Annotated in this window: 23 protein-coding genes; 16 read left to right on the forward strand and 7 right to left on the reverse strand. The window is 36.8% G+C overall.

Going from position 1 to position 23,020, the window contains the following annotated elements; genetic code table 11:
- Positions 1-200 precede the first annotated feature (200 nt).
- From cccA to H0173_RS10550, 3 genes are all read left to right on the forward strand, one after another.
- Positions 201-563, forward strand: a complete 363-nt coding sequence (gene cccA, locus H0173_RS10540; RefSeq protein WP_221846489.1) for a cytochrome c550 — start codon at positions 201-203, stop codon at positions 561-563.
- A gap of 187 nt (positions 564-750) precedes the next feature.
- Complete coding sequence (locus H0173_RS10545) at positions 751-1,479, forward strand: tRNA (adenine(22)-N(1))-methyltransferase (protein WP_221846492.1); 729 nt, start codon at positions 751-753, stop codon at positions 1,477-1,479.
- Positions 1,457-2,572, forward strand: a complete 1,116-nt coding sequence (locus tag H0173_RS10550) for a Nif3-like dinuclear metal center hexameric protein (RefSeq protein WP_221846493.1) — start codon at positions 1,457-1,459, stop codon at positions 2,570-2,572. Before H0173_RS10545 ends, H0173_RS10550 begins: the two co-directional genes overlap by 23 nt.
- 51 nt (positions 2,573-2,623) lie before the next feature.
- On the opposite strand, the gene H0173_RS10555 is transcribed toward H0173_RS10550, so the two are convergent.
- Complete coding sequence (locus tag H0173_RS10555; RefSeq protein ID WP_221846494.1) at positions 2,624-3,562, reverse strand: 4-hydroxy-3-methylbut-2-enyl diphosphate reductase; 939 nt, start codon at positions 3,560-3,562, stop codon at positions 2,624-2,626.
- A 167-nt stretch (positions 3,563-3,729) separates the two neighbouring features.
- On the reverse strand, positions 3,730-4,359 hold the full coding sequence (vrrA, locus tag H0173_RS10560; protein WP_221846495.1) for a VrrA/YqfQ family protein: 630 nt from the start codon (positions 4,357-4,359) through the stop codon (positions 3,730-3,732).
- Positions 4,360-4,552: 193 nt separating this feature from the next.
- Between vrrA and H0173_RS10565 the strand changes: the two genes are divergently transcribed.
- Both H0173_RS10565 and H0173_RS10570 read left to right on the forward strand, forming a co-directional pair.
- Complete coding sequence (locus tag H0173_RS10565) at positions 4,553-5,866, forward strand: DEAD/DEAH box helicase (protein ID WP_221846496.1); 1,314 nt, start codon at positions 4,553-4,555, stop codon at positions 5,864-5,866.
- 20 nt (positions 5,867-5,886) lie between these two features.
- Positions 5,887-6,780 (forward strand): deoxyribonuclease IV, encoded by an 894-nt coding sequence (locus H0173_RS10570; RefSeq protein ID WP_221846497.1) that lies wholly within the window; start codon positions 5,887-5,889, stop codon positions 6,778-6,780.
- Between the two features lie 64 nt (positions 6,781-6,844).
- Here the strand turns inward: H0173_RS10570 and H0173_RS10575 are convergent, their stop codons facing one another.
- Positions 6,845-7,099: a DUF2624 domain-containing protein gene (locus tag H0173_RS10575; protein ID WP_221846498.1), complete on the reverse strand. Its 255-nt coding sequence runs from the start codon at positions 7,097-7,099 to the stop codon at positions 6,845-6,847.
- 164 nt (positions 7,100-7,263) lie between these two features.
- Between H0173_RS10575 and H0173_RS10580 the strand changes: the two genes are divergently transcribed.
- From H0173_RS10580 to H0173_RS10590, 3 genes are read left to right on the forward strand one after another with little or no spacing between them, the layout of a single operon-like run.
- On the forward strand, positions 7,264-8,061 hold the full coding sequence (locus tag H0173_RS10580; RefSeq protein WP_221846499.1) for a metal ABC transporter ATP-binding protein: 798 nt from the start codon (positions 7,264-7,266) through the stop codon (positions 8,059-8,061).
- Positions 8,055-8,891, forward strand: a complete 837-nt coding sequence (locus H0173_RS10585; RefSeq protein WP_221846500.1) for a metal ABC transporter permease — start codon at positions 8,055-8,057, stop codon at positions 8,889-8,891. The genes H0173_RS10580 and H0173_RS10585 overlap by 7 nt, the downstream gene beginning before the upstream one ends.
- A gap of 38 nt (positions 8,892-8,929) precedes the next feature.
- Positions 8,930-9,343 carry a Fur family transcriptional regulator gene (locus H0173_RS10590; RefSeq protein ID WP_221846501.1) on the forward strand — a complete coding sequence of 138 codons (414 nt, stop codon included), beginning with the start codon at positions 8,930-8,932 and terminating at the stop codon, positions 9,341-9,343.
- 31 nt (positions 9,344-9,374) lie between these two features.
- On the opposite strand, the gene H0173_RS10595 is transcribed toward H0173_RS10590, so the two are convergent.
- Positions 9,375-9,944 carry a 5' nucleotidase, NT5C type gene (locus H0173_RS10595; RefSeq protein WP_221846502.1) on the reverse strand — a complete coding sequence of 190 codons (570 nt, stop codon included), beginning with the start codon at positions 9,942-9,944 and terminating at the stop codon, positions 9,375-9,377.
- Positions 9,945-10,221: 277 nt separating this feature from the next.
- On the opposite strand from H0173_RS10595, the gene H0173_RS10600 reads away from it, so the two are divergent.
- On the forward strand, positions 10,222-10,617 hold the full coding sequence (locus H0173_RS10600; protein WP_221846503.1) for a DUF308 domain-containing protein: 396 nt from the start codon (positions 10,222-10,224) through the stop codon (positions 10,615-10,617).
- A gap of 56 nt (positions 10,618-10,673) precedes the next feature.
- Here the strand turns inward: H0173_RS10600 and ispG are convergent, their stop codons facing one another.
- The gene (gene ispG, locus H0173_RS10605) at positions 10,674-11,792 is read right to left on the reverse strand and encodes a flavodoxin-dependent (E)-4-hydroxy-3-methylbut-2-enyl-diphosphate synthase (RefSeq protein ID WP_221846504.1); all 1,119 of its coding nucleotides are present in this window, start codon (positions 11,790-11,792) and stop codon (positions 10,674-10,676) included.
- 125 nt (positions 11,793-11,917) lie between these two features.
- Positions 11,918-12,250, reverse strand: coding sequence for a hypothetical protein (locus tag H0173_RS10610; protein ID WP_221846505.1), 333 nt, complete (start codon positions 12,248-12,250; stop codon positions 11,918-11,920).
- Between the two features lie 167 nt (positions 12,251-12,417).
- Between H0173_RS10610 and H0173_RS10615 the strand changes: the two genes are divergently transcribed.
- Positions 12,418-14,124, forward strand: coding sequence for a methyl-accepting chemotaxis protein (locus tag H0173_RS10615; RefSeq protein ID WP_221846506.1), 1,707 nt, complete (start codon positions 12,418-12,420; stop codon positions 14,122-14,124).
- A gap of 28 nt (positions 14,125-14,152) precedes the next feature.
- Here H0173_RS10615 and H0173_RS10620 read toward each other — a convergent pair whose 3' ends face one another.
- Positions 14,153-14,923, reverse strand: a complete 771-nt coding sequence (locus H0173_RS10620) for a DUF1189 domain-containing protein (protein ID WP_221846507.1) — start codon at positions 14,921-14,923, stop codon at positions 14,153-14,155.
- Positions 14,924-15,120: 197 nt separating this feature from the next.
- Between H0173_RS10620 and H0173_RS10625 the strand changes: the two genes are divergently transcribed.
- The 6 genes from H0173_RS10625 (at position 15,121) to H0173_RS10650 (ending at position 22,998) form a co-directional block, all read left to right on the forward strand.
- Positions 15,121-16,791 carry a Na/Pi cotransporter family protein gene (locus H0173_RS10625; RefSeq protein WP_260631137.1) on the forward strand — a complete coding sequence of 557 codons (1,671 nt, stop codon included), beginning with the start codon at positions 15,121-15,123 and terminating at the stop codon, positions 16,789-16,791.
- A gap of 64 nt (positions 16,792-16,855) precedes the next feature.
- Complete coding sequence (locus tag H0173_RS10630) at positions 16,856-17,335, forward strand: DUF456 domain-containing protein (protein ID WP_221846846.1); 480 nt, start codon at positions 16,856-16,858, stop codon at positions 17,333-17,335.
- A 178-nt stretch (positions 17,336-17,513) separates the two neighbouring features.
- The gene (locus tag H0173_RS10635) at positions 17,514-18,122 is read left to right on the forward strand and encodes a superoxide dismutase (protein WP_221846509.1); all 609 of its coding nucleotides are present in this window, start codon (positions 17,514-17,516) and stop codon (positions 18,120-18,122) included.
- A 123-nt stretch (positions 18,123-18,245) separates the two neighbouring features.
- Positions 18,246-19,463 (forward strand): MFS transporter, encoded by a 1,218-nt coding sequence (locus tag H0173_RS10640; RefSeq protein WP_221846510.1) that lies wholly within the window; start codon positions 18,246-18,248, stop codon positions 19,461-19,463.
- A 179-nt stretch (positions 19,464-19,642) separates the two neighbouring features.
- Complete coding sequence (locus tag H0173_RS10645; protein ID WP_396021215.1) at positions 19,643-21,802, forward strand: peptidoglycan D,D-transpeptidase FtsI family protein; 2,160 nt, start codon at positions 19,643-19,645, stop codon at positions 21,800-21,802.
- A 206-nt stretch (positions 21,803-22,008) separates the two neighbouring features.
- On the forward strand, positions 22,009-22,998 hold the full coding sequence (locus H0173_RS10650) for a PstS family phosphate ABC transporter substrate-binding protein (protein ID WP_221846511.1): 990 nt from the start codon (positions 22,009-22,011) through the stop codon (positions 22,996-22,998).
- The last annotated feature ends 22 nt before the right edge of the window (positions 22,999-23,020 follow it).

Genomic DNA, 23,020 nt, shown 5'->3' on the forward strand with positions numbered 1-23,020 from the left:
GCTGTAGCTAGACAAAGAAAAGCGGAAGCGCCATGTTAAGGAACTCCATCATAAAGATGGAGTTTTTGTCTAATTTTTGAATTTGATGTGACAAAGTTTGCTTTAGGGCTTTTCCTTCTCCTCATTTTGAAGTAGAATAGAAATTGTTTGTATAATTATTTACTTAATATGAGATGTTCTTACATAAGGGAGGTTTAAACATGAAAAATCCAGTAATGCCGTACATCTTAATTTTTGCATTCGGTATTGTTGCAATGTTCCTAATTTCCTTCAAAGGACTTGGAGATGCTGAACAACTGGCTGCCGAAAGAGAAGGCGGCGGGCAAAAAACCGAAGAAACGGCTGCAGCAAGCCCTGAGGAGATTTATCAAAAGAGTTGTATTGGCTGCCACGGTGATCAATACCAAGGTGCAGTTGGACCAGCTTTAAAAGGTGTGGGTGACCATTTATCACAAGAAGAAATTGCTAATGTTCTTGTAAATGGTAGAGGAGCAATGCCTCCGGGAATGGTACCTGCTGACAAGGCAGACGAAATGGCTGCATGGCTATCGGAATTAAAATAATTTCATATGTAATACGTTAGTTTGAATGGCTATGTTTCTTCATGCTAACGATGAAAGAAAGCCCTTTGCGTCTGTAAAGGGCTTTTTTTACACCTAAAGGCTTTGCAAAAACTTAATATATTTAATACTATTATAGAAACTAGAGGCCTTAAAGGCTTTCATTTTTCATTGAAATGTGGTGACCGAATTGAATACTGAAAAATTATCACAGCGGTTAGAGGCTGTTGTCAATTATATACCTAAAGGCTTTCGTTTAGCTGATATTGGCTCTGATCATGCTTATTTGCCATGCTATGCCGTGAAGCAAGGGATCGTTCCATTTGCCATCGCTGGTGAAGTTGTGGAGGGGCCATATCAATCTGCTAAGCGGCAAGTTGAATTTGAGGGCTTATCAGAGGAAATTAAAGTTCGTAAAGGAAATGGATTGGAAGTAGTTTCCCAAGACGAAGTAGATTGCATCACAATTGCAGGGATGGGTGGTGCATTAATCACGAGTATATTGGAAGAGGGAAAGGAAAAGCTCAGTACAATCAAAAGATTAATTCTACAGCCTAATATTAGTGCAATTTCCATTAGAAGCTGGTTATTAAGAAATGGCTGGGTTTTAATCGCTGAGGAGATCCTTGAAGAAGATGAGAAGATCTATGAAATCTTAGTTGCAGAAAAAGGAAATACAACCCAAAAGTCAGATTTAGAATTACAAAAGGAATTATTATTTGGCCAATATTTATTAAAAGATAAATCAACTGTATTTAAGAAGAAATGGTTAACAGAACTAAAGAACTGGAAAAGGATAGTAGAGCAGCTGGAAAAAGCAGCTGGTACAGAAGAAACAATAAAGAAAAAGAACGAGTTAATAGAGAAAATAAAATTGGCTGAGGAGGTATTAGGTCTTGAAGAAGGTCAACGGGCATGAAATTATTCAGTTATTTGAACAATTTGCTCCTAAGGGATACGCCATGGAAGGGGATAAGATAGGCTTACAAATTGGCAGATTAAATCAGCCGATAGAAAATGTCATGATTGCTTTAGATATTCTTGAAGAGGTAGTGGATGAAGCAATTGAAAAAAATGTTCAGCTTATTATTGCGCATCATCCGCCAATTTTTCGCCCGCTAAAATCGATTGCAACAGATACACCTTCAGGGAGAATAATTGAGAAGCTGATTAAACACGACATTGCTGTTTATGCTGCTCATACGAACTTAGATGTAGCTGCAGGCGGAGTTAATGATATGCTTGCAGATGCGCTGCAGCTTATCAATACTGAAGTGCTTTATCCTACATACGAAACAGTATTAAAGAAGCTGGTAGTTTATGTCCCTGAGGAAAGCGCAGAGGATGTAAAGAAGGCTCTAGGAGAAGCAGGAGCAGGAGCAATCGGCAACTATAGCTATTGTTCATTCACTTCTTCAGGTATTGGACAATTCATGCCTGGAGAAGGAACGAATCCGTATATAGGTGATCAGGGAAAGCTGGAATCCGTTAGAGAACAACGAATTGAAACTATTTTTCCTGCACATCTCGAAAAAAGAATCTTAAAAGCTATGTTTACAGCTCATCCATATGAAGAAGTAGCCTACGATATTTACATGCTTGAAAATAAAGGCGAGGTATTAGGGTTAGGCCGAATTGGTGAAATCCAAGAAATGACACTTGGTGAATTTGCGAGCCATGTGAAGAAGACATTGGATGTTAACGGAGTACGTGTTGTTGGAGATTTAAATTCTAAAGTGAAGAAAGTTGCTGTGCTCGGCGGAGATGGCAATAAATATTTTGCTTCTGCCAAATTTAAAGGTGCAGATGTCTATGTAACAGGAGATATGTATTATCATGTAGCACATGATGCGATGATGCTGGGGCTTAATATTGTTGACCCGGGACACAACGTCGAAAAGGTAATGAAAAAAGGTGTCGCCAAGCATTTAACTAAAATGTGCCAAGCAAAGGGATATGCAGTAAACATTTTTTCTTCTGACATCGATACAGACCCTTTCCAATTTATCTAAATATGGCTATAGAAAGAGGACGATCAACAATATCGTCCTCTTTTAATATGTTTATTTCTTTACTTTAGGCAAAATCTTGCTTAAAGGCACTTTTTTCTCCCTTACCCAAGTGCTTTCATTATTAGGGTCAAATTGTTCAATAAATGTAATAACTTCTTTAGTAATTGGGGTTGGTGTAGATGCACCTGATGTTACGGCCACTTTTGAAGCATCTTTAATCCAGTCAATATTAAGCTCAGACACATCAGCAATCCGGTAAGCTTTTGTACCAGCAATTTCTTTTGAGACTTGTGCTAAACGATTGGAGTTATTGCTCTTTGGATCTCCAACTACTATGAGTACATCCGCATCCCCAGCTTGCTCTGCAACAGCCTCTTGGCGAACTTGAGTAGCCAAGCAAATTTCTTTATGAAATTCTGCATGAGGAAATTTCTCTTCTATCTGCTCCATCACATGCTTTACATCCCATTGGCTCATTGTCGTTTGATTAGTGACAACGATTCTCTCATTCTGAAGGTTTAGTGCATTCACATCGTCAATTGTTTGGACTAAAAAAACATCATTAGGAGCAACACCTACTGCGCCTTCTGGTTCTGGATGTCCTTTTTTCCCAATGTAAATGATTTTGAAGCCTTCGCTTGTTTTTTCTCGTATTAAATCATGTGTTCTCGTAACATCAGGGCATGTTGCATCGATTGTTACAAGCCCTTTTTGTTTAGCTATTTCTCTAACCTGAGGGGAAATGCCATGAGCAGTGAAAATTACTGTCCCCTTATCGACCTTTTCGAGAATTTCTAAACGGTTACTTCCGTCCAATGTAATAATTCCTTCTTCTTCAAAGGCGTCTGTTACATGCTTGTTATGGACAATCATACCAAGAATATAAATCGGTCTTGGCAGAGTTTTATCAAGTGCTGCGTTTCTTGCTATGACCATTGCATCTACAACCCCATAGCAATATCCGCGCGGTGAAATCTTAATTACTTCCATGATCAAAAAACCCCCTTCAAGTTCACATTCTATATAAAGTGAATTGTGTTCTATTTCACAGTTTTACTAGATAATTGATTAATCACGTATACTATTATATAGGACTTTTGACAATAATAATACTAAAAGAGGGCTTCTAAATCATGGACAAAAATGAATATGGTTTATTATACATACAGCTTTGGCTTAGGGATACCATTATCTTTTTCTATTGTGCTTTCTGAAGAAGACTCGTGTTCCTCAACTGTGATTTCTTTTTTCTTTGTTTTCTTGCCAGTTTTCTTTGCCTTTTCGGACTCCTCGATTTCTTGAACCTTATCTTTTGATTCGTTTGAGTCATCTGAGTCACCCGTGTTTTTTAAACCTCTATAAAGCTTCCACATGGCTGGGAGGTTTTTTACTATCGGCCCATATTGTTGTACCATTGGCCCTATTTGCTGTGCTGTTGTCAAAACTTTTTGCGTATTTTGGAGAAAACCGGTGACGGCCCCTGGATTACTAAGCGCTCTTAAGATTCCTCCTCCTCCTCCAGTGGTTCCTGCTGCTCCAGTTGCTCCAGCTGCTCTACTTGCTTGTGCTATTCCAGAACCCATTCCAGTAGCTGGATTTCCGCGTCCAAGCAACCTGGAGAGCAGTCCTCCTCCACCTTGCCTCGCTTGCCCTAGTCCACCAGCTCCCCTTAAACCTCCGCCAGCCATAGGAGGTATAGGACCCATGGGCGGACGCGGAGGCATTGGAGTTCTAAATGCGTTTGGAGGCATTCCTCCACCAAAAGGTGCTCTTGGTCCTTGCATCATACACTTGACCTCCAATCTATTCTCTATTAGTAATAAACTATGCATCTTTTGGAAATTGGTTTTAGGAATTTTTAAATTTAAATGTAAATCAATGATTTATTCCGCCAATGAAGAAGGTATAGGTGGTTATTTCATGCAAACTTTATTATAATAACAGGATGGTTAAATGAATCGAAAACAAGGAGCTATATAAATGAAAGAGAATAAGTTTGAAAGTTATGATTTTAAAGGCTTTATTATGGATGCGATCAAGGAATTAGGCTTCTATGAGCCAACTGAAATCCAGGAAAGATTATTTCCAACAGTATTAAAAGCTGAAAGTGCCATCGGCCAATCACAAACTGGTACTGGAAAAACCCATGCCTACGTTTTACCGATATTACAGAAGGTAAATTATGAGAAGCAGGAAGTCCAGGCTGTGATTACGGCACCGACTAGAGAACTGGCGAATCAAATTTATCATGAAATATTAAAAGTAACGAAGCATTGCAAAGAAGGGCAGGAAATATCAGCTCGTTGCTATGTTGGAGGAACGGACAAGCAAAGATCAATTGAAAAATTAAAAATTCAGCCTCAAATCGTTGTCGGTACGCCAGGAAGAATAAATGACCTCATTAAGGAACAGGCATTATTTGTCCATACAGCCCAAATGCTCGTTGTGGATGAAGCGGATTTAATGCTTGATATGGGATTTATTGAGGATGTCGACCAGATTGCCGCTAGAATGCCAGAAAAGCTGCAGATGCTTGTTTTTTCTGCAACGATTCCAGAAAAATTAAAGCCGTTTTTAAAAAAATATATGGAAAATCCGAAATATATTCAAGTTGAGCCGAAGCAGGTAGCAGCAGCAAAAATCGAGCATTGGATCATGCCTTCTCGTCATCGAAATAAAATCAAGCTTGTTCATGATGCTCTAACTGCGTTCAATCCGTACTTAGCAATTGTGTTTACAAACACGAAGAAAATGGCTGATGAGGTAGCGGATGCTTTAATCGAAAAAGGGCTTAAGGTTGGGCGTATTCACGGTGACCTCAATCCTAGAGAACGAAAAAAAATGATGAAACAAATTATGGATTTGGATTATCAATATATCGTTGCAACCGATTTGGCAGCAAGAGGAATCGATATTCAAGGGATCAGTCATGTCATTAACTATGAATTGCCTTCTGATTTAGATTTTTATATTCACCGTGTTGGAAGAACAGCGCGTGCAGGGAATTCTGGTATTGCCCTAACAATTTATGAACCAGCAGATGAAGATGCTCTAAATCGCCTTGAAAAAATGGGGATAGATTTCCGCCATGTTGATCTTCTTAAAGGAGAATGGTCGGATTTAGGAAAAAGAAATAAGCGTAAACAACGCCAAAAGCAGACTGATGAAATAGATAAGCAGGCTAAGTCAATTGTTCAAAAACCGAAAAAAGTAAAGCCTGGATACAGAAAGAAAATGCAATCTGAAATAGAAAGCTTTAAGAAACGTCAAAAGAGATTGCAGCGTAAAAAGTAAGGAAGGAAAGGGAGAGAGAAATGCTGAAAATTGGTTCTCACGTTTCAATGAGTGGAAAGGATATGCTTTTAGGAGCTAGTAATGAAGCTGTCTCTTATGGAGCCAACACCTTCATGATCTATACAGGTGCACCGCAAAATACGAGAAGGAAGAAAATTGAGGATTTAAATATTGAAGCTGGTCTTAAGCATATGAAGGCAAACGGAATTGCTGATATTGTAGTCCATGCCCCATACATCATTAACATCGGCAATACAGAAAATCCAAGCACCTTCGAATTAGGCGTTAATTTCTTAAGAACAGAAATTGACCGTACAGAGGCTATTGGTGCAAAACAAATTGTCCTTCATCCAGGAGCCCATGTTGGAGCAGGCACCGAGGCTGGAATAAAGAAAATTGTAGAAGGGCTGAACGAAGTATTAAAAGGCGACGAAAAAGTTCAGATTGCTCTTGAAACAATGGCTGGAAAAGGCTCTGAATGTGGGAAAAGCTTTGAGGAATTAGCGATGATCATTGATGGAGTCAATTATAATGATCACCTTTCTGTTTGTTTTGATACTTGTCATACACATGATGCCGGCTACGATATTGTTGAGGATTTTGATGGAGTCCTAGAGGAATTCGACCGGATCATAGGGATTGACCGATTAAAGGTATTGCATATTAATGATAGTAAAAATGAACGGGGTATGAGAAAAGACCGCCATGAAAATATTGGCTTTGGCAAAATCGGTTTCAACGCTTTAAGCTATATTGTCCATCATCCTCAATTAAAAGATGTTCCTAAAATTCTTGAGACGCCATTTGTAGGTGAGGATAAAAATAATAAAAAAGCCCCTTACAAACATGAAATTGAAATGCTTAGATCAAAAGTATACAACGAAGATTTACTAGATCTAATTATGAAGGGGTAAAATTACTTGAAATGAAGAAAAAGCTGTGAATGCATTCGCAGCTTTTTTCATGGTTATTTGCTATTTATTTTGTTAATTGTATAAACAATTGATTCACTTGTTTAGCTGTGTCCGGACCGGCGATTCTAGCGATTTCCTTTACAATTTTAGTACGCTCAGCATCATTAAAAATATTTATGTTTTTTCCTTTGAGGTAATCTGCGATTTTCGCTGCTTGCTGCTTTGTAATTGATATTTGAAATTGGTTTCCATACTTTAATAATTCATCAGCAGTAATATTGTTTATCTTATGATTGATGATGTTTTCAAAAATTTTCATCTTGGCATCACTCCTCCGTAGTACTTTATGAAGGAGAAAGGTAATTTGTGACAGTAACATAATATTTCAGGTAATATGGCATGTTTCTTTACAAACATTTTTTCATGCTGTATACTAACTTTTGATAAATCGGAATGATTCTTAATTCTAAAAAGGTGATACTAATGCAGGCACAGCAGTCGATAATTGAGATTCATCAATTATCTTATAGATATGAAAAGGAAAATGTTTTAGAAAATATTAATTTGTCCATTAAAGAAGGGGCATTTCTTGGGATTGTCGGGCCAAACGGATCCGGAAAATCTACATTATTAAAGCTTATACTCGGTTTGCTGAAAGTGCAAAAAGGGGAAATTCGGCTATTTGGTGAAGATATTAATCGGTTTAAGGATTGGCATAAAATTGGATTTGTTTCTCAAAAAGCAAACTCATTTAATACCGGCTTCCCTGCCACAGTATATGAGGTAGTAGCAAGTGGGTTAACAAAGAAGCTTGGCCTCTTTAAGTTTATGAATAAAGAATATAAGAAAAAGGTTATGAAGGCTATTGATGCTGTCGGACTTCTTTCTTTCCAAAAGCGAAATATTGGGGAGCTCTCCGGAGGTCAGCAGCAGCGTGTATTTATTGCAAGAGCTTTAGTAAGTGATCCGAAACTAATAATTCTTGATGAACCTACTGTAGGTGTAGATGCGCAAAATGTTCAATCCTTTTATGAAATGCTTGATAAATTAAATAAAGATTTAGGAATCACTCTTCTTTTAGTTACTCATGATATTGGTGCAATCTCAGACAAGGTTACTCATGTTGCCTGTTTGAATAAGCATTTACATTTTCATGGAGAAACTAAAGAATTTGAGCAGCTTAAGATGGAGGAAATGTCATCCTTTTATGGCCATGACATTAATATTCTTACACATAATCATGATCATCATCACCATCATGGAGGAGCGGGGCAATGCTAGCAGGTATACTACAATATGAGTTTTTGCAAAATGCCTTTTTTACAGGAATTATCATTGGTATTATTGCTCCTTTATTAGGTGTGTTTATCGTTGTAAGAAGGCTTTCGCTTATTGCCGATGCTTTAAGTCATGTGACGCTTGCTGGAATTGCGGCAAGTCTGTTTTTAGAAAAGAAATTCATTGGACTAAGCGGTTTAAATCCAATATACATGGGGATGGCTTTTTCGGTTACAGGTTCTTTATTTATTGAGAAGCTTCGATCTGTTTATAAACATTATCAAGAGCTTGCAATTCCCATTATCTTATCTGGAGGTATTGGCGTAGGCGTAATTTTTATCTCTCTTGCCAATGGATTTAATACCGATTTATTCAGCTATTTGTTTGGAAGCGTCAGCGCTGTTAGCCGTGTTGATTTATGGACAATATTAATCATTAGCATTGTTGTTATTTCATTGATTTTTATATTATATAAAGAATTATTCTTGCTTTCTTTTGACGAAGAACATGCAAAAGCATCGGGAATTGCAGCTGGTGGGGTTCATTTTATTTTTATCATTATGGTTGCCCTTGTTATTGCAGCCTCAATGAGAATTGTAGGGATTCTTCTCGTTTCTTCATTAATGACATTACCGGTTGCAGCAAGCATCCGAATTGCCAAAGGCTTTAAACAAACAATCTTCTTCTCGGTATTATTCGGAGAAATCTCTGTTTTAGGCGGTCTTATTCTTTCCTATTATTTAGATTTGGCCCCTGGTGGAACGATTGTTATGATTGCGGTCTTCATTCTGGTGATGACCATTTTATACAAAAAATTTACAGCTAGAATATAGTACATCAAACATAGAGTTCATTTAAAGAGGTGAATGACGTGGATGTAAATGAAGCTTTGCAGCTATTAAAGGAAAAAGGCTATAAGCACACAGGAAAAAGAGAAGAAATGCTGCAATTTTTTGCAAAAAGTAATAAATATTTGACGGCAAGAGATGTTCTTGCTTGGATGAAGGACGATTATCCAGGTTTAAGCTTTGATACAATTTATAGAAATTTATCATTATTCGTGGAACTGGGTATTTTTGAAATGACTGAGCTTTCAGGGGAAAAACACTTTCGATATACTTGTTCACATGATCATCATCACCATCATTTTATTTGTATGGATTGTGGAAAAACGAAGGAAATTGATACTTGTCCAATGCAGGATGTAAAGGAAAATTTAAAAGGCTATAATATTTCCGGTCATAAATTTGAAATTTATGGACGCTGTCCAGAATGTGTTATATAAAGTAAAAAACGGCTATTAGCCGTTTTTTACTTTATTTCTCCTTTAACCAACTCTCTACCCAATCGTAAGCTTCTATCCAGTTTTTTACACGGATCACGCCAGATGGAATTGGATCCTGATTGTATGGAGTATCAAATAAAATAACTGGAATATTACATTCCTCATGTATCATGACAGCATTATCATGCTTATCCTCAAAGAATATATCAACATTATATTTTTTAGCGGTTTCTACCTTATAATGTGTACCAATTAATTCAATATGGTCAAATAATAGAGCATTCTTTAAAAACCATTCCTCCGTCACTTCGTGCAAGTGTGAACCACGGGCACTGATAAAAAATAATTCATGCGCCTTTTCCCATTTTTTTAATACTTCCTTGGCACCTTCTGCAAGAGGTGATTCTGCATAAATGATGGGCTCACTTTCGCTAAACCAATTAGCAAACTCCTCTGGCGATATATCAACTAAATGGGTTAAGTCATATTGTTTAACATCATTTAGCGTAATATTCAAATTAAAGTCTTTATTTAAATATGGAATGAGCGAAGACGGACATGTAACCGTTCCGTCAATGTCTATGCCAAACCGTCTTTTCATAAGGATACTCTCTCCTTTTACAAAATTCTCTTCTATCTTATCAGAAGAATGTACTTGACTAAAAGAACTTTGCTGGTTGGGTAGTAAAACATTAACATCTTTAAAATGACCATTTTTGCAAACAATATTAATGCTCCAAAAAGAAATTGATTTTTAAAGGGAAACGAGAGTGCTTTGAATTACGAGCAGAATCTTTAAAGATGCAAATAAATCTTTGTTTCCCATAAAAATCAGCTGTAAATGGATTAGTTTCCATACTTGAAAGCGAGGGATTAGAATGGCAGATCAAGAACGCGACTACGAAGATTACGACCTTCGATATAGTGAAAAAATTGGAGAGAAGAACGAATCTGGAGCTGCGGACTATGATGAAGAAACCTCTGCTGAACTTGCTGCACCGATTACGTATGATAGGGGTGCAGTGACAAATAGGAATTATACAGCAATGAGTGAAACAAGAAGAGAGACTGAGACAGCGGGAAGAGGAATTGGGATCGCTGCATTAGTTCTTTCAATCATCTCATTGTTTGTATTCCCAGTCTTATTTGGAGCTACAGGAATTGTACTTGGGTTTGTTGCTCGCCGCAGAGGCGCATTAAGCCTTGGAAGCTGGGCAATTGGAATCGGGGTAGTATCAATTATAGTGGGGATGTTCATTCTTCCTTTCTTTTAACATAATTTAATCAATAAATAAAGAAGAGGGCGACTATATGTCTCCCTCTTCCTTTATTAATTAACAGTTTCAGCATTCTTTTTTTCTTCTTCTTGTTTTGCAAAGTATTCTGCAGCAATTTTATCAATTTCAATTTTTAGTTCCTCAACCATTGTTTCTTCTGGAACTTTTCGGACAATTTCTCCTTTACGGAAAAGTAAACCTTCTCCTCTTGCACCAGCAATGCCAATATCAGCCTCGCGTGCTTCCCCTGGGCCATTTACTGCACAGCCGAGAACAGCAACTTTAATTGGTGCTTTAATCTTTTGAATATAATCCTCTACCTCATTAGCGATGCTAATTAAATCAATTTCAATCCTTCCACAAGTCGGGCAAGAAATTAATGTAGCTGCATTTGAGGAAAGTCCAAACACCTTTAACAATTCGCGAGCAACTTTTACTTCTTCCACAGGATCTGCGCTTAAAGAAATACGAAGTGTATTTCCAATTCCTTTATTTAGAATAACGCCTAATCCTGCTGCACTTTTTACAGTACCAGCAAAAAGAGTGCCGGATTCAGTAATGCCTAGATGAAGAGGATAATCGAATGCCTTTGCAGCCTTTTCATAAGCTTCAATTGCCAAGTTTACGTCAGATGCTTTCATCGAAACGATAATATCATGGAAATCCAGATCTTCAAGAATTTTAATATGATGAAGAGCACTTTCAACCATGCCATCAGCAGTTGGGTAGCCGTATTTCTCAAGAATTTTCTTTTCTAATGAGCCCGCATTAACCCCAATTCTGATTGGAATGCCTTTTGCCTTCGCAGCCTTTACAACTGCTTCTACCTTTTCGCGCTTTCCAATATTTCCTGGGTTGATTCTGATTTTATCAGCTCCGCCTTCAATTGCTTTAAGGGCAAGCTTGTAATCAAAATGAATATCAACAACTAGCGGGATATTAATTCGCTTTTTTATTTCAGCTATCGCATCCGCTGCTCTTTCGTCGGGACATGCTACACGAACGATTTGACAGCCAGCTTCTTCTAATCGTTTTATTTCAGCGACAGTCGCTTCAACATCATGTGTTTTAGTTGTTGTCATACTTTGGATAAATAGCTCATTACTGCCGCCGATCGTTAATGGTCCTACCTTAACTGGACGTGTTTTTGTACGATGTATGATTTCACTCAATGGAGATTCGCTCCTTCTATTAACAGTTCTAAATACTAGTTCTTTTAAACCCTATATTATTGTATCAATGAATCATTGAAATTGACAAGAATGATGATATATCCTGCAGCGGGAAAAATTTATTGTTATTGGCGGTAATCTGGAAATTTATAAACAAAGCCAGACTTTATTTTTTCTGGGCTTAAGCCATTATTTAAAATTTTGAAATCAGTAATAACTTCATTAATGGATACTGAAATCGGGCCATCCATATTTTTCTCTACGACAGATAAAACAGTATCACCAGATAATACCTTTTCCTCGAAATAAGGAATAGGGGAGGCTAGTGTAGTATTTTCTGCCATCGTTTCAATTGCCTGTTCACGTTCATTAGCATTAGGAAGCATTCCTTTTGTTAAGTCAACATAAATGACATAAATAATGAGAACTGTTATTAGAAAGAAAGCTAATCGCTTCATATTAGAAACCCTCCGGAATAAATAAGCTGTTTTCCAATATGTATGCTTGTACAAAAAGATTAGAACTATTTTGAAAAAATTAATAGAAATATTACCCTTCCTTTACAAAGACTTAATATTTCTTCGCCATAATCAAAAGTATATTCGGAGAGGGGAAATTATTTTTTATGGGGAAGATAAGAGCTTCGACATTAAATTTACTAGGAAAAATTACATTGCAAACTAGACTGCTTATCTTAATATTAAGTTTGCTCCTATTTTCAGTTTCGACTGTGGCGTATATCTCTTATGTAAAATCAAAGGAGACAACTGTAAAATTAATTGAACACCGGATGTTAAAAGAAGTAAATACAATTTATGATTTGTCACAAAATCTAATGCTTATCTATGTTGGGGATGAAAATAAATTTTTTAAGAAAATAAATCAAGTTATAAAGAGCCAAGATGCAGAGCTTGCGCAGGATGGAATAAGCGGGAGTTTTTTTCTAGTTGATAAGGGAGGCGCTCATCCATTTCCATTAAGTAAAAACACGAAAATTAATATGTCTCCATCCATTATTAAGAAGATAATGAATAAAAACAATGGTATTATTCATCAAAAAATCAATGGCGAAGATTACACCATTTCATTTAAATCTATTCAGGAGTTAAAAGGAATTTATGTCATCGCTATTCCGCAAAATCAGTATTTAAAAAAAATTAACGAAATGTCTACATACATATTAATTGTTGTTATGATTTGTCTTTTCATAAGTTCTATAATTGTTATTCTGTTAGTCAAAAACTTAACAAATCCATTATCAAGGCTAAGAGAGGTTATGAAGGAAGCAAGGAATGGGAATTTAAATGCACAAGTAAAAGCAAACACAACAACGCCTGAAATCACCTCACTTATTAAAAGCTTTGATGCAATGATCAAACAAATGAGTTCTCTTTTATACAAAATGGCTTCAACGACTAGTGATTTATCAGGCACTGGAAGTGAGCTTCAGATTATATCTAGTGAAGTAATCCAGGAAAATGAGCAATTAATGAAGGCCATACAAGTAGTAAAATTAGGTGCTGAGCAAACGGCGAGCAGCTCAGAAGAAAGTATTCAAGTGTTTCAAAGCATGAGTGAGGCGATTAATGATATTTTTGAGAAAATGAAGGAGATTATGAATAAGACAACATCTATGAATGAATCCGCCAAACAGGGTGAACTTATAGTCGGGGATCTTATTGGAGCGTTTGATCATGTAAGCCATGAATTTAAAAACGTTTCAACAACCGTTTATGAAGTAAAGAAACATTCATCTTCTATTGCGGAAATTGTAACGTTAATTCAGCAAATAGCAGGACAAACGAAGCTGCTAGCTTTAAATGCAGCGATTGAAGCGGCAAGAGCTGGAGAGGCAGGAAGCGGTTTTGCTGTTGTGGCAAACGAAGTAAGGAAATTAGCTGAGCAATCGTCATATGCAACAGAGGAAATTAAAAAAACAATACATGAAATGGAGTTAATCTCTCTTAAAGCTTCTAATGAATTTGAAGATATGCTCGTTAGCTTTCAGTCCCATCTTGAAACTGCATCTTTAAGCCGCAAATCATTTGATCTATTAATGCTTGAAATTGAAGCCGTAAGTGGAATGATTACACATGTTCAAGGTGAATTAGTTGGGTTAAATGATACATTGCCAAAAATGGAATCGGCAGCGGAAAACTTTGTATCAGTCTCTCAAGAAACCTTTGCAAGTGCAGAGCAAGTAGTGGAAGCGTCCCAAAAACAAATGATAAAAGTAAAAAAGAATCATGAAGCCGGGGAAAAGCTAAAAGACCTATCTCAGTCTCTCGCTAACCTAAATGCTGAGTTCCGATATTCACAAAATATAGATTGAACAAAATAAAACGCGCAATTTGCGCGTTTTATTTTGTCTTTGGCTGAGGAATTTCTTTAATTGTTAAGAAGAGGATGATATAGGCAACAAACCAATTAATCAGTGCACCATTAGGTACGGCTGTTTGAAGGCTATCCATAATGGTAAAAAAGATGGTTGGCAATGTGACGCAATATGCTGCAAGTCTCCATGTGTGGCGATATTGAATATTTCTATTAAGCATTTTTTTCAGGAACAAACCTAGCAGAGCAAGGAATGAAATCTCAATAAATTTCATACCACTTGCAAAGATATAAATCACTACAGACAGCAACGGGATAATGATTCCTAATGAAGTATCAACTGTAGACAGCATGCTAAGCAGATCGTCATTTGTAAGTGAAATATCGCTAAACATGGAATAAGGTAATGACTGAACCTGACCGCCAGCCATAAAATAGACTTCATTTTTTAAGATGGCAATAGTATTTTTGCTTTTAGTGAGATCATCTTTATCTACTGTCCCAGTGGAGTCAAATAGAATAGTAAAATTCTCCTTATTAATGATCACTGGTGCATCTTCCTTTGATTGCAATTCTCCATTTTCAATCAAGAAGGGAGGAAGCTCAGAGCTTAGGCCTTTTTCAACGGCATTTAAGCCATTAACAATTCCAGAACTCAAATAGTAAACGGAAGGAAGAATTGATATTAGCGTTAGCAAAAAAACATACAGTATTGTTTTTCCTATTCCTTGAAAGCGAAACATGGCGATGTCCCGCGGAGAGTAAAGACTTTTAAATAATTGTTTGAAAATATTCATTTAGACACACCCTTAGAAAAGTTCATCATATAATTTTAACTCCATAAAATCTTCTGTACAAGCATTATGTATATATTGAGTTTTCAGAAAACCGTAACGCAATTGTAATAATAACCCGATTTGTTAAGGTATTGTAAATTTAGTCTAAGTTCCCTTTACTTCCTGTATATATTTTATTAATAATTGTATGGGATTTGATGATAATTGTCGAAATAACGGTTAGGGGTTGTGGAAAAGTGGAACTGAATATTCAGCAGATGCTTTTTGAATTTTTAGGTGGACTTGGAATATTCTTATTTGGTATTAAATATATGGGTGATGGGCTTCAGAAATCAGCCGGTGACCGTTTAAGAGACTTATTGGATCGTTTCACTACCAATCCAGTTATGGGTGTATTTGCTGGTATGCTCGTAACCGTTCTTATACAAAGCAGTTCTGCTACTACTGTTATTACCGTTGGATTAGTCAGTGCTGGATTTATGACACTAAGACAAGCCATTGGAGTCATTATGGGCGCTAATATCGGTACGACAGTTACTGCATTTATTATTGGTATAGATGTAGGGGAGTATGCACTGCCGATTATCGCAGCAGGAGCAATATTACTATTCTTCTTTAAAAATAAAAAGGTTCATAATTTTGGACAAATTGTGTTTGGCTTTGGTGCTTTATTCTATGGACTAGAACTTATGAGCGGGGGAATGAAACCGCTTAGAGCACTTGAATCTTTTCATGAATTAACAGTCAGCTTGAGCAGTAATCCAGTTTTAGGAGTGATAGTAGGAACAGTATTTACTGTTATTGTCCAAAGTTCAAGTGCAACAATTGGGATTTTACAAGGACTATTTTCTGAAAACCTTCTTGATTTAGATGCGGCATTGCCTGTACTATTTGGTGATAATATTGGTACAACGATTACAGCAGTACTGGCTTCTATTGGAGCATCTGTTGCCGCAAAAAGAGCAGCAGCTGTTCATGTCCTGTTTAATTTAATCGGAACGGCTATATTTTTAATCTTATTAAAGCCTTTTACTCTCTTGATTGGGAATTTGCAAGAGGCCATGGGATTGAATCCTGAAATGACCATTGCATTTGCACATGGAATCTTTAATGCTTCAAATACAGTTTTCCAATTGCCTTTTGTTGCCGTTCTCGCCTTTATTGTAACGAAGCTGATTCCTGGTGAGGATTCGGTTATTGAGTACAAAGCAAAGCATCTTGATCCTGTATTTATTGAGCAATCACCTTCCATTGCATTAGGACAGGCGAAAGAGGAAGTTCTTCGCATGGGCCACTTTTCTATTAAAGGGCTAGAAGAAACACATGAATATTTAAAAACAAAGCTTCAGAAGCATTCAGATAATGCCATGCAAATAGAAGATGCATTAAATAATTTAGATCGAAAGATTACCGATTATTTAGTAGATTTAGCTACCAGTTCATTAACTGAACATGAATCTGAGGAGCATACAATGCTAATGGATACTGTTCGAGATATTGAAAGAATTGGCGATCATTACGAAAATATTATCGAGTTAATCGAATATCAGCTGGCCAATAAAGTTGTTATTTCAGATTCAGCTATGTCAGACTTAGATGAAATGTTCATGCTAACTATTTCTACCGTTTCTGAATCTATCGATGCACTAGATCATAATGATAAAGAAGCTGCTCTTCATGTAGTACAAAAGGAAGAAGAGATTGACAAGATGGAACGAAAACTTCGTAAGCAACATATCATTCGGTTAAATGAAGGCTTATGCTCAGCACAAGCGGGAATTGTTTACGTAGATATCGTAAGTAATCTTGAAAGAATCGGCGATCATGCAGTAAATATTGCTGAAGCTATTTTAGGTGAAGAGGATTAGTCTATAATAAGAGTAAGGAGGGGAAACCTCCTTACTCTTTTCATATATGGAGGAAATGAAAAAAATGGAATATATGTATTGGACATTTATCATAATACTATTTGTCATAGCATTTATCGGTCTTGTTTATCCTATTATCCCCAGTGTTTTATTTATTATTGGCGGGTTTTTATTATATGGTGTTTTCTTTTCATTTGAACCGTTTAATTGGCTATTCTGGACTATTCAAGGCCTTTTCGTCATATTGCTATTTGGTGCAGATTATTTAGCTAATGCCATCGGAATTAAGAAATTTGGAGGCTCAAAAGCGGGAATTTGGGGAAGTACGATCGGAATAATAGCTGGTCCGTTTATTATCCCTGTGTTTGGCATTCTGATTGGGCCATTTTTAGGAGCTATCATAGCTGAACTTGCTGTCAATAAAAAGGAATGGAAGGAAGCCATAAAGATAGGTTTCGGCTCCGTCATTGGTTTTATAAGCAGTGTTGTAACAAAGGGGATTATTCAGGCGGTAATGATTATTTACTTTATATTCGTTGTTTAGAAAGGATATTTAGTAGTACTAAGGGAATTATATATTGATGTGGAAGCTTTTTGATTGAAACGATTTTGCAACTTTGGTAATCTTAAATTGAACCATGTAGAATGATTCTAATTTCAGAATTGTAAGAAATCCAGGATTATTCCAGTGGAAAATATTATTTACATAGGAGGAATTTATTATGGCTTTTGAATTACCACAATTACCTTATGCTTATGATGCTTTAGAACCACATATTGACAAAGAAACAATGAATATTCACCACACAAAGCACCACAACACATATGTTACAAACTTAAACAACGCTTTAGAAGGAAACGAAGAGCTTCTTTCTAAATCAGTTGAAGAAGTAATTTCTAACTTAGATGCAGTTCCTGAAGCTGCACGTACTGCTGTTCGCAATAATGGTGGCGGTCATGCGAACCATACGTTATTCTGGCAAGTTATTTCTCCAAACGGCGGCGGTGAGCCAACAGGAGAATTAGCTGAAGCAATTAAGAGCAAATTTGGAAGCTTAGACAGCTTCAAAGAAGAATTTACTAAAGCAGCAACTACTCGCTTCGGTTCTGGCTGGGCTTGGCTTGCAGTTAACAATGGCGAGCTTGAAGTAACAAGCACACCTAACCAGGATTCTCCATTAATGGAGGGTAAGACTCCAATCCTTGGCTTAGACGTTTGGGAGCATGCTTACTATTTAAACTACCAAAATCGCCGTCCTGATTATATTGGTGCATTCTGGAATATTGTAAACTGGGATGAAGTTTCAAAACGCTACAACGCAGCAAAATAATTAATTTTTTTAACGACACGGCATGGGGAAAACCATGCCGTGTTTTTTAAATTCCTGAAAAATGGTATAAGAGTATTTGATATGTTAGAAACTACCCTTTAGATGCAAAGGGGAGTTTTTTTTATGAGTAAGGTTAAAAAGCTGATTGGTGATGTGGAGCTTACTAAAGATTTAGGGCTGCTGCTAATAATTGGAGGGCTATATTCTTTAAGTGTCGCTCTATCGAATACGTTTGTTAATATTTACCTTTGGAAACAGTCAGGTGATTTTAAGGATTTGGGAATATACAATCTTACAGTTGTGATTATTCAGCCGCTTACATTTATTCTTGCGGGCAGATGGGCAAAAGTAGTCGACCGAGTCATTGTACTGCGGATTGGCGTTATTTTTCTTGCCGTATTTTATTTAACTGTATTAATTATAGGTACACAAGCATCGAAGTACTTGCTGCTCCTTGGGGCATTGCTTGGTATCGGGTACGGCTTTTATTGGCTTGCATTTAATGTCTTAACTTTTGAAATAACTGAACCTGAAAATCGCGATTTTTTTAATGGCTTTCTCGGAATCCTCTCCTCTGTAGGAGGAATGATTGGACCAATAGCAGCGGGATTAGTCATTTCTAAGCTTGAGAAGTTTACTGGATATACAATAGTTTTTGGGGCATCCCTTGCACTTTTTTCATTAGCTGTTTTTTTAAGCTTTTTTATTAAAAGAAGGCCGGCAAAAGGAAGGTATTGGTTTAGCCGTATTTTGGCAGAACGAAAAAATAATCTAAATTGGAAGCTAATAACAAACGCTCATTTTTTCCAAGGTCTTCGTGAAGGGACATTTGCTTTCGTTATATCCGTTTTTGTATTTATTTCAACTGGAAGTGAGTTAGCTTTAGGTGCCTATGGCTTAGTAAACTCCGGAGTTTCCTTTATTTCATATTATTTTGTTTCACGTCTTCTGAAAAAGGAATATCGTAAAAGAGCCATTTTAATTGGAGGCATTCTCTTGTATTTAGCGATATTCCTAATTATCTATGATGTCACTTACTCAAAATTACTTATATATGCTGCAATCATTGCAATGGCTTACCCTCTTTTACTCGTTCCTTATAATTCAATGACTTATGATGTGATTGGAAAAGGGTGGAATGCTGCTGAAATGAGAATAGAATATATAGTTGTCCGGGAACTATTCGTCAACTCCGGAAGAGTTTTTTCTATTTTATGCTTTTTAGGAGCAGTCACTTTTTTAAATGAAGAAAAAAGCATTCCTATTCTATTGTTATTTCTCGGTGCCGGTCACTCCATTATTTATTTTTTCATAAGAAAAATTCAAATACAATCTGCCTAAGAGAAGAGAGCTGCCTCTTCTCTTTTTAATTGAAGATTTGTCAAAAGGGCAAAGAATTAAAGTTTACAAATATTGCATTGTCTTTATATAGGTTCTTCCTAGAATAATTTGCAGATTTCTTATAGAATGGGATAAGAGCAACTGAAGTAACTTTGTTTTAAAGGAAGTGTCAAATTAAATTGAATAAAAAGAAAAAGAAGAAAAAGTCACATGTTCCCATTCGGCTGAACATTTTATTTTTTATGGTATTTATACTGTTTTCTGTACTAGTACTTCGGCTAGGGATCGTGCAAATTGTTTATGGCGATGATTATAGACGGGAAATCGAACGGACTGAGGATATTACTGTAAATAACCCAGTACCAAGGGGGAAAATGTTCGATCGTACAGGGAAAGTCATAGTTGACAATACCCCGGAAAATGCCATTACGTATACGAATCGTGGTGCAAAGCAAGATGAGATGCTGCAAGTAGCAAAAAGACTTGCTAAACTAATTGATAAAGATACGGATAAACTTCATGATCGAGAAAAAAAGGATTATTGGATACTTAAGAATCCAGAGCGGGCTGATAAAAAGGTTTCTGAAAAGGAAATAGAAAAATTAAAAGAAACATATGAAGGTAAAGAACTTGATAAAGAAATTTATCGCATTAAGGTTGATCGAGTGACGGATAAAGAGCTGCAGGAGCTTACACCGGATGATTTAGAAGTCTTAGCGATTTATAAAGAGTTTACAAGCGGATATGCTTTAACACCGCAAATTGTAAAGAATAAGAATGTAACACCAGAAGAATTCGCAGTTGTAAGTGAGAATCTTCAATTGCTTCCAGGTGTTGATACGACTACTGATTGGGAGAGATCCTATGCATTTGGCTCAACCTTAAAATCAGTTCTTGGAAAGATAACTGATTCGGATGAAGGTCTGCCAGCTGAGCAGCTTGACTATTACTTAGCAAGAGATTACAGCCGAAATGATCGAGTAGGAAAAAGCTATATTGAAATGCAGTATGAGGATGTTCTGCACGGTCAAAAGGCAAAGGTGAAGAATGTAACTGATAAAGCGGGTAATGTATTAGAAACCATTCCGGTTACAGAAGGTAAACGAGGAATGGATCTCGTTCTAAGCATTGATATGGATCTTCAAGTAGCAGTTGAAAAAATAATCGAAGAAGAATTAAAGGCCTCCAAAGCGAAGGCAAATACTAATTTGCTTGATCGAGCTTATGTTGTTTTAATGGATCCGCATACTGGTGAAATCTTGACAATGGCCGGAAAACGGATTGTTAAGGATGAAGAGACTGGCAAGAGTGTTATGCAGGATGATGCGCTTGGAAATATAACAACAAGTTATAACGTAGGTTCTGCTGTTAAGGGAGCAACGATCCTTACAGGCTTTAAAACAGGTGTTATTTCACCTGGTACAACGTTCTACGATGCTCCGATTTTAATTAGCAGAACACCGCCAAAGAAATCATGGAAAAACCTTGGTTCCATGAATGACATTAATGCACTTAAATATTCATCAAACGTATACATGTTTTATACGGCGATAAGAATTGGTGAAGGAACGTATATTCCAAATGCTCCGCTCCCATTGAAATTGGATAAAGGATTTACAACGTTTAGGGACTCTTTCGCTCAATTTGGATTAGGAGTACGTACTGGAATTGATTTGCCAAATGAGACAGCTGGCTTTAAAGGCAATTATGGTAATACGACTGGACTATTGCTTGACTTATCAATCGGCCAGTTTGACACTTATTCTACTATGCAATTGGCACAATATGTTTCAACCATTGCAAATGGAGGAAACCGGATGGAACCGCATATTGTGAAAGAAATTCGTGAACCATTATTGGAAAACAATGAGCTTGGCCCAATTGTCCAAGAGATTAAGCCTAAGGTTCTTAACCGAGTTGATGCAAAGCCAGAATGGTTTGATAGAGTTCATCAAGGGTTCAAAAAAGTGTATCAGGAACCGGGAGGAACTGCTTATTCTTATTTCGGCAGTAAAGATTATAATCCCGCTGGTAAAACAGGAACAGCTCAAGCCTTCTATGACGGTCCAGAGCGTAAGAAATTTGGCAAGGAACCGCCAGAGGTGATCAATTTAAGCCTTGTAGGGTATGCACCAGAAGATAATCCAGAAATTGCGATGGCTGTTATAGTTCCATGGGCATATCAAGGAGGACAAGGGCACTCTGCGAATTTAATTATCGGTCAAAGAGTCATGGACACTTATTTTGATTTAAAGAAGCAGCGACAAATGGGCAAAAAAGACCCCGCACAAGACCAGCAAAATAGTACGGATGAAACAGAAAGTGAAAAAACTGAATAAATATATCTATAAAAGTCTGTCATTTTTAAATAATGACAGGCTTTTTTCTTGGCAAATAATAAACTCTGTCCATTTTTCGACAAATTACCACATGATTTATCACGATTTACAAAACCTTTACATTTCATTAAAACCCAATTTACACTCATGCTTTATTCTAATACATGTAGGACAAATCATTGAAAACTCTTAGGGGGAATAAAGAAATGAAAAGCTTTAAGTACGTAGCACTATCAGCAATGATTGGGGCAGTGCTAGCATTCACTGCAGCTTGTGGTTCATCTGACGCAGGAACAGCAAATGGTTCTTCTCAAACAGAAGGAACAAAAACTGAACAAGCTGGTGAGGAAAATAAGCAACTTCAAGGTGAAATAAATATTGACGGATCATCTACAGTATTTCCTATCATGGAGGCTGTTGTAGAAGAGTTTGGCATGGAACAGCCTGGAGTTAAAGTTTCTGTTGCTTCCTCTGGTACAGGTGGCGGATTTAAAGCATTTATTGCTGGAACAACTGATTTTAGTAATGCGTCTCGTCCAGTTAAAGATGAAGAAAAAGCTCAGCTTGATGAAAAAGGTATTGCCTTTACTGAATTTAAATTAGCAAATGACGGATTATCTGTTGTTGTTAATAAAGACAACACATGGGTGGATTACCTAACTATAGATGAATTAAAGAAAATGTGGCTGGAAGATGGAACAGTGAAGAAATGGTCTGATATCCGCAAAGGATGGCCAGAAGAGGAAATTAAATTCTACTCACCAGGTACTGATTCCGGAACATTTGACTACTTTGATGAAGTAATTCTAGAAGATCAGCCGTTAGTAGAAAAAGCTACTCTTTCAGAAGATGACAATGTACTTGTTCAAGGTGTTGCTGGTGATAAAAATGCAATCGGCTACTTTGGATATGCTTACTATGCTGAAAACAAAGATAAGTTAAAAGTTGTACCGATTGATGGCGGTAATGGTCCTGTAGAACCAACAAATGCAACAGTTGAAAGCGGAGAATACTCACCGTTATCCCGTCCACTGTTCACATATGTGAAGAACGAATCAGTAAAGAAAGAAGAAGTATATGAATTCTTGAAATTTACTTTAGAAAATGCAGCCGTGCTTTCTGAGGATGTAGGGTATGTAAAATTAAAGGATGAAGATTATAAAAAGGCTTTAGAAACATTAAAAGGTCTTAAGTAAATCTAAAACTTAATGGTGGGAA

The organism is Bacillus sp. S/N-304-OC-R1 (genome assembly GCF_019749375.1).
Taxonomy (GTDB): Bacteria; Bacillota; Bacilli; order Bacillales; family Cytobacillaceae; genus Cytobacillus.